This is a genomic window from Paenibacillus sp. MZ04-78.2 (genome assembly GCF_024213375.1).
Classification (GTDB): domain Bacteria; phylum Bacillota; class Bacilli; order Paenibacillales; family NBRC-103111; genus Paenibacillus_G.
Genome location: NZ_JANAVJ010000011.1, coordinates 19,458 through 32,428, shown reverse-complemented (window position 1 = coordinate 32,428; position 12,971 = coordinate 19,458). Strand labels below are relative to the sequence as shown.

Below are 12,971 nucleotides of genomic sequence, written 5' to 3'. Positions count from 1 at the left end.
TCCTCCCGATTCTTATTTACGGAGCCCATGGACGGTTCACTAATTTAGGGCCCGAGCTTGTACGGAGAAGTACCTGTTTTTCATGACGGGCATATTCGGCGAGTGCAACCGCTCCGAAGGGAGTCTCAAGCTGGGCATCTACTCGAATCGGCAGTTGAGTATGCCAATCGTGGATAGTTCTTGCAGTCTCCCTATCTAACGGTTGGGGCATTCGGATCACGATATCCAAGTCGCTGTCGGGACGAGCAGTCGGCGCAGAGCTTGCCAGTTCGTAACCGATGCTGCCCGTGAGTCCCCAAGACCAATCATAACGACCGTAATACGAAGAAACGGTATCAAGGATCTGGAAAGCCCGAATGGTATGAAGCCGTTCGCTCGTTCTCCAGCCGGCCTGTGAGACGAGCTGCTCCGGCGTGACTTTCATTACGACCTCAGAGGAGGGAAGATAGGCGCCGAAACGTTGATTTCTATGTTCGCCACGAACCCCGATCGGAATCATGCCATCCTGAAGCGGCGCTCTGCGAACAACAACCCAAGGGGAGCGAAGCAACGATTCGCGCACCCATTGTGGCACTTCTTCATTACTGACGATGGACTCTATATGGCGAATTTGCAGCAGATCATGAACTAGCAGTTCCATTGTTCCGCCATACGGACACGTACTTTGATGGATGCGGCTCGTCCCTTTCGGGAATGATCGGAAGTCAAGCGATGACTTAAATCCCTTGTCGTGTTTCGTGTTTCGGAAATCGCATTTTTTAATTTGCTTTGCACGTTCTCGATGTCTGGTTGCGCAGGCTCATCGGCAGACACGTCCGCCAGTAATTCGTGCAATGAACCTAGTGAAGCAAAGGAACGTATATCGTAAGCGGTCGCGGGCAGCTTTTTGGCCGCTTCTTCCAGCTCTTCGATTGATCGGCGGGTGACACGTGCGGCGGATGTTCGGGACATCACTTGTACGGCAACACCGGGGTCATCAAGCGCAAGGATGCGGCTGGCCTGTAATCCGTGGGCAAGGAAAGCGCCTGAGATGGCGTTTCCAACAAGGAGCGCAATGACAGGATGCCCAGCCAATCGGGCGGATGCGTAGGCGTCTGCGGCAGCGGCACAAGCCAAATGAATACCCAGTAATTCCTCCCGGTAGCCATAGGCTTGACTCGGCACGTCGACAATGGCCACGATCGCTCGGCGCTTACCGTGTTCATCAGCTTTGATAGCATCACGGACATATCGTGCAATGGTCCAGCCCTCGTCCAAACCTACCTCGCCGTGGCGGGCACGGGGGAATCGGTTTTTTGCATTGGGAACGACCGCAATATAACGAACGCACTCACCGTCTAAGGATGCATCTGCACACAACACGGATGGCGCTCCTGCTTTTTCCGGCTTCGTTGCGCCAGTCAACGCTTCAAACCACGTTCTCCCACGACTCCTATCTTTCGATTCTGTCTGGCGCCATACTTCTTCCAATTCCCTGATCCGTTCGTCAGCAGGGGAGACCTCTTGCTCTTGATCCCGTCCCCATAGGGCCCGTAGCCGTGAAGCATCAAGCGGAGCGGAGGGGTCAATAACGGCAAGCCGGGAAAGAAACCGTTCCACCTGAGAACTGCGAGCTTCAAGCGGCACGTCTCGTTGACATGCATCACGAACAGCCTGATAAATTTCTGCCACATCGTCACGGACCAAGGTATCAACCATACCGGTTGCAAATCGCTGCTCGCCACCGGCCGTGCTCCAGATGAACGGACGGTCGCTCGAATCGAACTCCCGGATGCCCGCTTCCTGTTCAATGACTTCAGGTCCGTTTAGCTGCAACCGTCCTTGACGAGTCATGATCAGAGCTGTACATAAGGCAGATGTGATCGACATGCCGCCAAAACAACCGATCATCCCCGACACGACACCTACGACGGGTACGTAGCGACGCAATGCCACAATCGCAGCTTGCATTTCTGCAATGGCCAGCAACCCATAGTTTCCTTCCTGCAATCTCACGCCCCCGGTCTCAAGCAATAATACAGGTTTCGTACGAATGCCCTCTTCATTGTCTTTCAACGCTTGTTCGAGTGCCCCTGCGATCTTGGCGCCGGACACCTCCCCAATTCCTCCTCCTTGAAAAGCGCCTTCGATAGCAATGACGACAGCGGAAGCTCCATTGATTAAGCCGCGAGCAATGACCACACCGTCATCACTCTGTGGAACAATGCCCTGAGGTGCGAGGTGAGGAGACTCTATTCGATCAAAGGGCCCGAGCAGCTCGCGAAAAGTATCCGGGTCGAGAATCGCCGCAGCCTTCTCTCTGGCATTTAATTCAATAAAGCTATTTTTCACAAGCATGTTATTCATCAACAAGCACCTCCACAGCTTGCGCCAATCGAAGCGATACGACGCCGGGTGTTGCTCCAAAGTCATTGATTTCAATGGACACAGCCAACTCGTAGACGGTAAAAAAGCGATCCAGCACCGCTTTCCACGTTTCCCCAAACCCATTCGACTGAGTGCGAATCACCACATAGGCCCGTCGCTCTTGACAAGGCTCAATCAAGATTTCCAAGTCTCCGGAACCGGCCACTCCGACGTGTGCACGCCGCGATACTTTTTGTTTAGCGTTATATTCAAACGTCAATTGTTCCATCCAAAGGCACCTCCTATTGGGACCTTATATCGATTAGATCCGTACATCGAGAGATGATCTAAAAACAATGTGGCGGCGAGAAGATCGGCGCTTCCGCCAGGCGAAGCATTCCGGGCGATCAGACCCGCATCTAACTGCCGAAGAGCATTCCAGCCTTCTGCGGTGGACGTTCCGCCTAATACAAGAACATGGCAAGCCCCTTGCTTCGCAAAATGGAGCGCTTCCACACCGCCCCGGTGCAGCAGACAAGTGTCATCAAGACAGGCCATAATCGCCAGCAGGGCATCCAATTTGGCTTGGCTCTCGGGTACGCCGCGATGACGGGATGACTGCAACGTCGGCAATCCGATGTGAATCACATGCGGGAATCCCTGCTGTGCCTCTCCGGTGGCGCCGGAAACCTTATACTGCTGCCGAACGCGTATTCCATTTGTAGTTCTAACGGGAGCAAACCGGTCCGGATAACGCGCAATCTCTCCGGCAAGTGCTGCAATCTCTTTCGGAGAGGCAGGGGGTCCATAGATTGCGGCGCCAGCGGTCAATAGACCAAGTGCCCAGATGGCCCCGCGGTGCGTATTCGTTCCACCCGTTGCTTCCAACATCGCTTCTTCGCCGTCACGGCCAATCCGCGCTAATTGCTCGCGCAGCTCTTGATACGGCTTACTTCGAAAGGCAACGCGTGCCATCTCCGCAAATGTTTCACGCAAGGCTTGAGCGGATCGCCGCATGAGATCAATATGCAAGTCCGTATGGGCTCCCGCCGTTTCCATGTCGACCAAGCCAGGCTTCGGGGTAAGCTCGGCTTCATCGATCAGTGCTTTTGTGACTAAATTAGCGAGCCATGTGCTGCACGAATCAGCATTCGTCCATGGAACAGAATATTCGATCATCTTACCAACTCCGGAATTTCGCCGGTGGTTTGTAGAGTCCTCCCGACCATTCGACCAACTCCTCTACGCTTTTGGCTGCCAGCAGAGAACGCTTTGCATCCGTGCGGCGGATTCCAAGGTCTTCGGGAAACGCGACTAAACCATCGCTGCGGAGCCGGTCGTTTAAGGACAGGTCATGATCACGACCAAGGGGAGAGACTCCGGCAATAGCCGCAATCGCTAATTGACGTTCTTCGAGGTCGCGCGCTTTATAGAGATAGGCGACTCCTTCTTCAGTTACAACATGAGTTACATCGTCCCCATAGATCATCACCGGTGCGATGGGCATATTGGCATCAAGCCCAACCTCTACGGCGTCCAAAGATTCAACGAACGTGGGTTGGTCGCCTTTTTGGAACGTTTCAGCCATTTGGACCACGAGCTTCTTTCCTCTTACGATCGTTCCTTCCTCGGAGATCATATTCAGCCAAGCCGGAGTTGCATGGCGTCGTCCACGAGGATCATGGCCCATATTAGGAGCGCCGCCGAAGCCGGTCAGTCGACCGGAGGTCACGGTTGAAGAATTTCCGACAGCGTCCATCTGGAGCGTGGAGCCAATAAACAGATCCACTCCATATTGACCGGCCATTTGCGAATAGGCGCGGTTCGAGCGCAAGCTGCCGTCCGAACCCGTGAAAAAAACATCGGGACGTGCAGCCGTATACGCCTCCATTCCTACTTCCCCGCCAAAACAGTGAATGCTTTCGACCCATCCGCTCTCAATAGCCGGAATCATCGTAGGGTGAGGATTAAGCGCCCAGTGTTTGCATATTTTCCCGCGGAGACCGAGCTTTTCGCCGTACGTCGGCAATAGTAATTCAATCGCGGCTGTATTAAATCCAACGCCATGATTCAGCGATTGTACCTCATGACGCTCGTATACGCCTCGAATGGCGATCATGGCCATTAAAATTTGCGTTTCTGTGATCAAGCGAGGATCTCTGGTGAACAAAGCCTCCAATTGATAAGGCTCGTCCGCTTGGACAACAATATCCACCCAGGATGCGGGAATATCCACGCGCGGTAGACGGTCAACCATTTCGTTGACTTGTACAATGACGATGCCGTTGCGAAATGCCGTCGCTTCAACAATCGTTGGCGTCTCCTCTGTGTTCGGACCGGTATACAGATTTCCTTCCGCATCCGCTTTGTCAGCGGCGACGAGGGCGACATTGGGGATGAGGTCGACAAACATCCGCGCATATAACTCCAGATACGTATGAATAGACCCGATCTCAATCTGCCCATCCTCAAGCATTTGTGAGATACGAAGGCTTTGCGGACCGGAATAAGCAAAATCTACTTTTCTTGCGATCCCTTTTTCGAATAGATCAAGGTGTTCCGGGCGGGAAATGCTGGACATGATCATGTGCAGACGATTTACTTTATTCGGGTCCGCCATGGCTAGAGCCCGAGATAAAAATGTCGCCTGTTTCTGATTGTTCCCTTCCAAAACCACTCGATCACCCGGCGCCAGTAAAGACTCCAGAGCATCGACGATGCGCTCCGCAGGGAGTACGCGTCCCTTCATAAAAGATTTGATTTTCTCCAAGCGGCTATTCTTCTGATCACGACGTGTCGTCCATGATCTTTCAGTTCCTTGATCTAGTGCTTGCCGGTTCATAACGTCGCACCCTTCCTTCCTTTTTCAATAGAAATGTGTTGGTTCCTCGGAAGTCTTATTTCAGGTACATAGAAACGCCTGGTCCAACAGGGATTCCCAATAGCCCAAACAGGCAGAGCATGAGAACCCATATAATAAGGAAAGCGACAGTGTAAGGAAAAATTAACGAGATATGCGTCCCCAAACCCGCTTTCTTGTCATACCGCGTCAAGAAGCCGAGCATAACGGCTACAAAAGGGTTGAGCGGGGTAATCATATTCGTTGCGGAATCCGCAATTCGATAAGCCACTTGGATAAAAGCGGGATGAAAGTTTAGCAGCATCAGCATGGGAACAAAGATGGGCGCAAGCACCGACCATAGGGCAGATCCGCTAGTAATAAGCAAAGCCATGATCACGGCTACGAATGTAAAGAGGAGTATTGCCGGGAAGCCTGTCAAATGAACCGTTTTCAACATTTCCGAACCGCTTACCGCAATCCACATGGTCAAATTGCTCCAGTTCAGATAAGCGATAAACTGTGCAATAATAAAGGCCAATGCGATAAAGCCGGACATATCTTTTATCGAGTCTGACATGAGCTTGACGACATCGGCTGTGCAAGTGACCTTTTTCATCGTAATTCCGTAGGCTAAACCCGTCACAATGAAGAAACACAAAATAATGGGGATAATCCCTTCCATAAATGGAGATGTTAGAATTCCTCCATCCTCTCCTCTAAGAGGGGAATGAGGAATAAAAAGGACCGTAGCAAGGAAGCCAATATAGATCAATGCCGCAACCATAGCATTTCGAAGCGCTTTATTCACTACGGGGCTGAGTTCAATGATTTGTGGGTCCGAATGTTCTCCTTGATAGGTTCCGAGCCGTGGTTCCACAATCCGTTCCGTAATAAACGCTCCGGCGATCGTGAGCACTAAGACCGAAAGGGACATGAAATACCAGTTGTCTATAGGCGTTACCTGAACGTTGGGGTTAACCGCTTTCGCTACTTCGGTGGTAATCCCCGATAAAAGTACATCCGTACCGGCTATAAAGATGTTTGCTGTAAAACCGCAGCCCACCCCCGCTATACCTGTAACAAGACCGGCAACAGGATGCCTCCCGAACGACCGGAACACCATCGCTGCTAACGGTGGAATAATGACATAAGCGGCATCTGAAGCTAAGTGGCCGATAAATGCGGCAAACAATACTCCATACGTAATGGCCGCTTTCGGCGCGTTTAAAAGAACTTTTTTGATGGTGGCTTCAAACAAACCAACCTTATCGGCCAACCCGATACCGAGTACCATGACCAAAACTAATCCTAAGGGCTTGAATTTCACAAAATTATCGACTGTCGATCCCAAAATATAATGAACACCCTCGGTAGAAAGTAAACTTTTGATATGAAGCTCCTTCCCCGTACCGGGATGAACCGAACTTAATCCCAAATAGCTGCCAATCCACGAAGCGACCAGAACAAACAAGATTAAATATAGAAATACGGTAAAAGGGTGAGGAATACGATTCCCTGTACGTTCAATCCAGTTCAAAAACCCCATCAGCCCTTTAGGATTGTTTTGAATGAGAGGCTGTATTTTAGCCATATTTTCACGCTTCCTTCCTATATGGAAATCGATGCTCTCGAATGTTCTCCAAGCTTATGGATCACATGACACGTACACTTTATCCCATTAAAAAAATGATCAATATTCAGATTTTCATTCGGAGAATGATTGGCTTCATCAAAATTGGCGTAAGGAACAACAATCGATGGCAAGCCTAATAGTTTTGTCCATACATAATCCGGCAAGCTGCCGCCTAGACTGGGTTGAATAATAGGTTCCAGTTGATAAGCCTCTCGAACGGCGCTTGTGACGACTTTGACCAATTCGTGGTTCGAACTCGTTCGGGATGGATCAACAGCACCCATGAATTGTACGTCAATATCGGGCGCGTGCTTTTTGACATGACGAACAAGCTTTTGATAAATATCTTCAGGGTCTTGATCCGCAACTAAACGAATATCCATTTTCGCTGTAGCTTTGGAGGGAATAATGGTCTTAACCCCGTTCCCGCCATAACCGCTATGAAATCCGGAAATGTTGAAAGTCGGTTCAAACATGAGCCGGCGATAATAGGTTTCTCCATCCAAAGCCAAATCCTTGTATCCGATTTTTTCGGAAATTTCATCCCGGTTATAAGGGATCTCCTTCAGAAGCCGAAGCTCACATTCGGTAGGTTGACGTATATTGTCATAAAAACCTTCAATTAACACACGTTCGTTTTTATCCCGCAGGGTGAGAAATAGATTGATAAGTTTCCAGACCGGGTTAGGAACGATATTCCCTTTGTTTCCCGAATGATTATCCCAGTCAGCCCCTGACGCAGTTAACTGTACCTTGAGGTTCCCTCGAACTCCTAATAAGATTAAGGGATTTCCGCTTTCATGAGATGGCCCATCCGACGTGTAGACCAGATCCGCCTTTAAGAGCTCTTTATTTTCTTGGACAAAGGAAGGAAGGTTGACGCTGCTTCGCTCTTCTTCCCCCTCGAATACAAATTTCACATTGATCGGAAGCTCGCCATAGGCGTCCAAATAAGTCTTGACTGCGAGAACTTGAGCCATAAGCTGGCCTTTGTTATCCCCTGCGCCTCGGCAGTAAATTTTCCCATCCCGAATCGTAGGTTCAAAAGGCGGGGATAACCACTCTTCGAGGGGGTCCGGTGGCTGGACATCATAATGACCATAGATGAGTAGGGTGAATGCGCTTTCATTTTTGAGGAGCTGACCATACACGACAGGATTTCCTTTCGTTTCGATTAAACGTGTTTGAATCCCGATCTCCTCCATCAATTCCCTTAACAGCTCGGCACACTCCACAATACCATCATTTTGGGTGCTGATGCTTTTTTGTCGCAGCAGGGTAAACAGTAGCGCTAAATAGTGTTCTTTTCGGTCACAGATGATGGGTTCAATTTTCTCAAGACTTATTACCATGTTCATTGTCCTTTCCCTGGCTATGTTTTCTCGCATTATCCATCCGCATAATCGTTTTTTTAAAATTATACCTTTACTAAATCGATGCAATCTAATATATATTTTTATATGATTTGATATAAAGTGTTATATAGGAGGGATGAAGATGGAGCTTTTGCAGCTAAAATATTTTCAAACCGTCGCCCGCCATGAACATATGACCCGGGCAGCAGAAGAATTGTGCATCGTCCAACCCGCTCTTAGTAAAATGATCTCCCATTTAGAAAAGGAACTAGGCGTACAACTTTTTGATCGGGTAGGAAAGCATATCAAGCTGAATCAAAATGGAAGCGTATTCTTAAAACATGTGGAAAAAGCTTTAAGCTCGTTAGAAGACGGTAAACGGGAACTGGCCGACCTCAGTTTGGAGAAGCACAAATATATCGATCTTGCAATTCTTGTAGGTTCCCATATTTTGTCGGATATCCTGGTGGAATTTCACAAACAATACTCCAACATTGGATTTCATTTACTCCAGCATGTCTCCAGATCAGCCATTCAACCCAACTTTGATTTATGCATCTCTTCAGCGCCATTTGAACTCCAGAATATCCAAAGTACACCCTTGGTAAATGAAGAAATATTTCTAGCCGTTCCAGCCAATCATCGTTTGGCTGGACGTTCAAGCATCCAACTGCAAGAGGCAGCAGATGAAGATTTTATTAGTTTAAGACCTGGTAAAAGTTTGAGAGGATTAACCGATGACTTTTGCAGGCTTGCCGGTTTTACTCCACGCATCGTGTTCGAAACGGATGATCCTGCTACCGTCAGCAGGCTGGTGAAAGCAGGCTTGGGGGTAGCCTTTATTCCCGGAGTTTCATGGGGGGGCGCAACGAGTTCTTCCGTTATTCGTTTGCATATCGAGGAGCCCATTTGTCAGCGAATCCTGTGGTTATCCTGGGTAAGAGACCGCTACCTTACAGAATCCTCCCGAATTTTTCGGCAGTTTATGCTTGATTATTTTTCCAAATCTTAACGAACAACCATTGACAAATAAGTAAATTTATATAATAATTTATAAACATAAAAGTACATTAAGTTTATAAATTCCTTACGAGAAAGGAGCGGATGAAAACCGGCAGGAATCTACCGGATTGCTGTGCTGCAAGAAAGTGTGAAAGCATTGCGGCGTAGGCGTTATACAGCGAATTCGCGTTGCACTGCGCTCTTGCGAGGGTGTAGCATTCATGATAAAAAGATGAAGAACTACATCCAAGAGCAGGGAGTGTGCAAGGCAACATGAAATCGGATCGCGGCACTTCCGGGTATGGCCGTGCGGCGGCCTTCGGAGTGCAGATGGCTTACTTGACAATCGGTTGCCTTCTGATGGCAATCAGCTACAACATGTTTCAGCATCCGTATCAGATTGCTGCGGGTGGTGTGACCGGCTTGTCCACCGTCCTCGAATATGTAACGGGCTTGAAGCCGGCGATCAGCCAATGGCTGATCAACGTGCCGCTGCTTCTGGCGGGTGCGGCGGTATTCGGCCGGGGATTTGCGGTTAAAACGGTATTGGGCTCCGTCCTGCTGCCTTTGTGTATCCTGTTCACCGAAGGCGTGCCGTCGCTGACGGACAACATGCTGCTGGCCGCCATTTATGGCGGTATCGGAACCGGGCTCGGGCTGGGCTTGATTTTCAAAGGCAACGCCTCCTCCGGCGGGTTTACGATCGTGGCGCTGCTTCTGAATCGCAAGCTCGGCATCGGACTGGGAAAGGCGCTGCTGATCCTCGACTTTGCCGTTATTTTAATGGCTGCGATCGTCTTTTCGCCGGAGAAGGCGCTGTATGCATGGATCGGGTTGTTTTTAACCAAAAAGGCGCTGGAGCTGATCCATTCGGCTTCGGATTCCAAGGTAGCCTTTATCATTACGGATCAAGCACGCGAAGAGACGCTGCGCGCCGCGATTTTGCTGGAATTGGACCGCGGTTTGACCCGGTTCACGAGTTGGGGCGGCTATACCGGGGAACCCCGCGGGGTCCTCATGGTCGTCCTGAGAAATGCCGATATTGCGCCGCTTAAGAGAATCGTCAGCACGGTAGATCCGCAAGCGTTCGTCATTCTAAGCGAAGCCAGCGAAGTGTATGGACAAGGGTTCCACAGCTATCCCTTGGTTCCGCGGGGTGGAAGGGACGCGTCGAAAGTCTTCTCGTGACCCATCGCGAAGGAGAGATCGAGATGAAAATACGCGAGGTTATTTTGCACTCCTCCAATTACGAGGCGACAAAACAGTTCTATTGCGATACGTTTCAGCTTCCCGTGCTTGAAGAGAATGCGGATTCGCTGGTGATTCAGGCGGGCGAATCCAAGCTTACCTTTGTTGCGGATGACCGGGAGCAGGCTTACTACCACATCGCCTTCACGATTCCCGACAATAAAGCGGACGAAGCGCTGGAATGGGTACGCAGCAAAGGAATCGAGCCGATTGCCAAAGATGATGCCGCGCAGTTTCCCTCAACAAATTGGAATAGCACGGCCTTGTATTTCCACGATCCGGACGGCAATCTCGTCGAATTGATCGCCCATCATTCCTTGAGCAATGCTACCAGCGAGCCTTTCTCGTCCAAACACATTTTACGTATGAGCGAGATCGGGCTTCCGGTCGAGGATCTGCCGGCTGCCCTCCGGCAGCTGCACGAATCGTTTTCGCTTGAGAAGTGGAGCGGAGACGGCCAGCGATTTGCCGCGGTCGGCAATGTGGAAGGTCTGCTGATCGTTATCGATCACAAGCGCCCTTGGTTTCCGGATGAGCGGATGCCCGGTATTTTTCCGACGACGGTTAAGCTTCAGACGGAACGTGCCGGCCGTATCGAGCTCGGACCCAAGCCGTATCGGATCGAGAGCGTGAGCTGAATTATTCAAAAACAAAAGCCTCCCCGTTGTTACGGGAATTTGGCTGCTCTTTTTTCATTCGTTCATTCCAAAAATGCATACATATTTGAGCTGGCCACCGCAATAAAGTAGAAGCGTATTACATTTTCAAAACAAAAAGGAGTGACGTGATGAAAAGAATTTTTTGGTCGCGCTTTCTTTTGGCAGCCAGTCTTTGCTGGGGAACGGGCGCAGGGCTCGCTGTAGCGGCTCCAACGGAGGCCGGACCCGAAGGCGCTGTCGTTCATGGCCCGGCTAGTGCCATCACCGTGAATGGAGACGCCATATTCAACCACGTTTCGCGTTTGGCCGTGTCTTCGAGGGTAGCGGGGACGCAAAATGAGTACAATGCGGTGCAGTACATCAAAGGCGAATTGGAGAAGTACGGTTACTCTGTCACCCTGCAGCCCTTTACCTTTTTCAAATTCAGCGCCCCAAGCAGCATTCAACTGACGATCGAAGGAGCTCAAGGAATGGTAAGCGAGCACCTTGCCCCGCAAGCACTCCAAAACACGCAAGGCGGCGAGGTCAGCGGCGAGATTGTCGATGCGAAAAAAGGAGCGCTGCAAGATTTGAAAGGTCTGGAGCTTGAGGGAAAGATAGCTCTGATCGAAGCAGGCCAAATCGACAATAATGAAAAAATTGCCAACGCTGCGGATCAAGGCGCCGTGGCCGTCATTCTCTACGATCCTTCCTCCGATGCTCCGATTTCGGATACGCAATACAGCACGCTTTCCCTTCCAACCGTCAGCCTTTCGGGCAAAGACGCACAAGCTTTGAAGCAAAGGCTGTCGGCAAACGACAGTCCCCGGGCAAGTCTCAGCGTTCAAGGCGTAACCTCCATGGCCGCCACCTCCTACAATGTCGTGGCTACGCTAAGGCCCAATACGACGACAACGACCAACGATGTGGTTTCGGTCGGCGCACATCACGACTCGGTGTCCGCAGGCCCCGGAGCTAACGACGACGCTTCCGGCGTGGGCGTTGTACTGGAAATCGCGCGGGCCGTCGCGGGGACCCAGCGGGATTCCGAGGTCCGTTTTCTGACATTCGGCGCGGAGGAATACGGGTTATACGGCTCCCAAGCCTATGCCAGGTCGCTTAGCTCCACGGATATCGGCCGGTTTATCGGGCATTTTCAACTCGATATGGTAGGCAGCAAAAATTCGGGCAACTTGTTTATGTACACGGTGAACGGACAGAAAAACGTAGTTACCGATTTGGGCGCGACCTTTGCCTCCAGATTATCCGGGGTCATTCCGTACGGGCGGTTCGGACGGAGCGATCATGTTCCGTTCTTCCAGCGGGGAATCGCCACCGCTTTGTACACCCATTCCCCTGCCGAGCCTGAATACCATTCCCGGTACGACACGATCGATAAAATCAGCAAGGACAAATTGGCCAACGTCGCAACGATTGTCGGCAACTCCGTGGCAGAAATCTTGTCGCCCTCGACGCCGTCATTCAAACGATACAAGGATTTCTTTACGCCGGTGAACTATCCATTCGATCCGACTACGCCGGGGGTTTGATCCGCTTCACAGAGGACTGGGGCTTAAGCCCGGTCCTTTTTTTCGTTTCTGTCCAGCCGCCGCAAGCGTCGTTTATGGTGTGATCCGGCTCGAAATTGGGGGCCTGGAGCGGCAACTCGCCCGCGTCATTGAGAAAGAAGCGTTGAAGGCCCAGGAAGCGATGTTTTTTACGGAAAATCTCGATCAATTGTATAGCGACCTATCCAATAAAAATGTCAAAGTCGGAGAAATCGTAACGATGCCTTCCGGAAAAGTATTTAACTTTGCGGATGGTGAAGACAATTACTTTGCGGTCATGGAAAAAAAGTAAACTCTCAAAGTAAAAGGCAGCGGCAGCTTCGGACGCGAAAATAACAT

The 12,971-nt window shown here is 50.5% G+C and carries 11 protein-coding genes and 1 pseudogene; 5 read left to right on the top strand and 7 right to left on the bottom strand.

The annotated features are described in order from the left end of the window. Positions 1-16: 16 nt before the first annotated feature. The 7 genes from NLX71_RS10710 to NLX71_RS10680 are packed head-to-tail and all read right to left on the bottom strand — an operon-like array spanning position 17 to position 8,179. A complete protein-coding gene (locus NLX71_RS10710; protein WP_254363608.1) occupies positions 17-640 on the bottom strand; it encodes a malonate decarboxylase holo-ACP synthase in 624 nt (207 codons plus the stop codon). Further along, positions 628-2,337, bottom strand: coding sequence for a biotin-independent malonate decarboxylase subunit beta (locus NLX71_RS10705; RefSeq protein ID WP_254363733.1), 1,710 nt, complete (start codon positions 2,335-2,337; stop codon positions 628-630). Before NLX71_RS10705 ends, NLX71_RS10710 begins: the two co-directional genes overlap by 13 nt. Position 2,338: 1 nt before the next feature. Further along, positions 2,339-2,635 carry a malonate decarboxylase subunit delta gene (locus NLX71_RS10700; protein WP_254363607.1) on the bottom strand — a complete coding sequence of 99 codons (297 nt, stop codon included), beginning with the start codon at positions 2,633-2,635 and terminating at the stop codon, positions 2,339-2,341. Beyond that, the gene (locus tag NLX71_RS10695) at positions 2,623-3,525 is read right to left on the bottom strand and encodes a triphosphoribosyl-dephospho-CoA synthase (RefSeq protein WP_254363606.1); all 903 of its coding nucleotides are present in this window, start codon (positions 3,523-3,525) and stop codon (positions 2,623-2,625) included. Before NLX71_RS10695 ends, NLX71_RS10700 begins: the two co-directional genes overlap by 13 nt. A gap of 1 nt (position 3,526) precedes the next feature. Continuing rightward, entirely contained in the window at positions 3,527-5,188 is a 1,662-nt protein-coding gene (gene mdcA / locus NLX71_RS10690; RefSeq protein WP_254363605.1) for a malonate decarboxylase subunit alpha, read from the bottom strand. Positions 5,189-5,243: 55 nt separating this feature from the next. After that, a complete protein-coding gene (locus tag NLX71_RS10685; RefSeq protein WP_254363604.1) occupies positions 5,244-6,779 on the bottom strand; it encodes an AbgT family transporter in 1,536 nt (511 codons plus the stop codon). Between the two features lie 17 nt (positions 6,780-6,796). Next, positions 6,797-8,179, bottom strand: a complete 1,383-nt coding sequence (locus tag NLX71_RS10680) for a M20/M25/M40 family metallo-hydrolase (protein WP_309248935.1) — start codon at positions 8,177-8,179, stop codon at positions 6,797-6,799. 139 nt (positions 8,180-8,318) lie between these two features. Between NLX71_RS10680 and NLX71_RS10675 the strand changes: the two genes are divergently transcribed. From NLX71_RS10675 to NLX71_RS10655, 5 genes and pseudogenes are all read left to right on the top strand, one after another. After that, a complete protein-coding gene (locus NLX71_RS10675; RefSeq protein WP_254363603.1) occupies positions 8,319-9,188 on the top strand; it encodes a LysR family transcriptional regulator in 870 nt (289 codons plus the stop codon). Between the two features lie 263 nt (positions 9,189-9,451). After that, positions 9,452-10,366 (top strand): YitT family protein, encoded by a 915-nt coding sequence (locus NLX71_RS10670; protein WP_254363602.1) that lies wholly within the window; start codon positions 9,452-9,454, stop codon positions 10,364-10,366. Positions 10,367-10,389: 23 nt separating this feature from the next. Then, a complete protein-coding gene (locus NLX71_RS10665; protein ID WP_254363601.1) occupies positions 10,390-11,064 on the top strand; it encodes a VOC family protein in 675 nt (224 codons plus the stop codon). 149 nt (positions 11,065-11,213) lie between these two features. Then, the gene (locus NLX71_RS10660) at positions 11,214-12,614 is read left to right on the top strand and encodes a M28 family peptidase (RefSeq protein ID WP_254363600.1); all 1,401 of its coding nucleotides are present in this window, start codon (positions 11,214-11,216) and stop codon (positions 12,612-12,614) included. A gap of 160 nt (positions 12,615-12,774) precedes the next feature. Then, positions 12,775-12,924 (top strand): annotated as a pseudogene (locus NLX71_RS10655) (VOC family protein); the annotation flags it as partial. Positions 12,925-12,971 lie beyond the last annotated feature (47 nt).

Bases quoted from the DNA above. Each gene is read 5' to 3' on its own strand.
- NLX71_RS10710 (WP_254363608.1), bottom strand. From the start codon at position 640: ATGGAACTGCTAGTTCATGATCTGCTGCAAATTCGCCATATAGAGTCC.
- NLX71_RS10705 (WP_254363733.1), bottom strand. From the start codon at position 2,337: ATGCTTGTGAAAAATAGCTTTATTGAATTAAATGCCAGAGAGAAGGCT.
- NLX71_RS10700 (WP_254363607.1), bottom strand. From the start codon at position 2,635: ATGGAACAATTGACGTTTGAATATAACGCTAAACAAAAAGTATCGCGG.
- NLX71_RS10695 (WP_254363606.1), bottom strand. From the start codon at position 3,525: ATGATCGAATATTCTGTTCCATGGACGAATGCTGATTCGTGCAGCACA.
- mdcA (WP_254363605.1), bottom strand. From the start codon at position 5,188: ATGAACCGGCAAGCACTAGATCAAGGAACTGAAAGATCATGGACGACA.
- NLX71_RS10685 (WP_254363604.1), bottom strand. From the start codon at position 6,779: ATGGCTAAAATACAGCCTCTCATTCAAAACAATCCTAAAGGGCTGATG.
- NLX71_RS10680 (WP_309248935.1), bottom strand. From the start codon at position 8,179: ATGAACATGGTAATAAGTCTTGAGAAAATTGAACCCATCATCTGTGAC.
- NLX71_RS10675 (WP_254363603.1), top strand. From the start codon at position 8,319: ATGGAGCTTTTGCAGCTAAAATATTTTCAAACCGTCGCCCGCCATGAA.
- NLX71_RS10670 (WP_254363602.1), top strand. From the start codon at position 9,452: ATGAAATCGGATCGCGGCACTTCCGGGTATGGCCGTGCGGCGGCCTTC.
- NLX71_RS10665 (WP_254363601.1), top strand. From the start codon at position 10,390: ATGAAAATACGCGAGGTTATTTTGCACTCCTCCAATTACGAGGCGACA.
- NLX71_RS10660 (WP_254363600.1), top strand. From the start codon at position 11,214: ATGAAAAGAATTTTTTGGTCGCGCTTTCTTTTGGCAGCCAGTCTTTGC.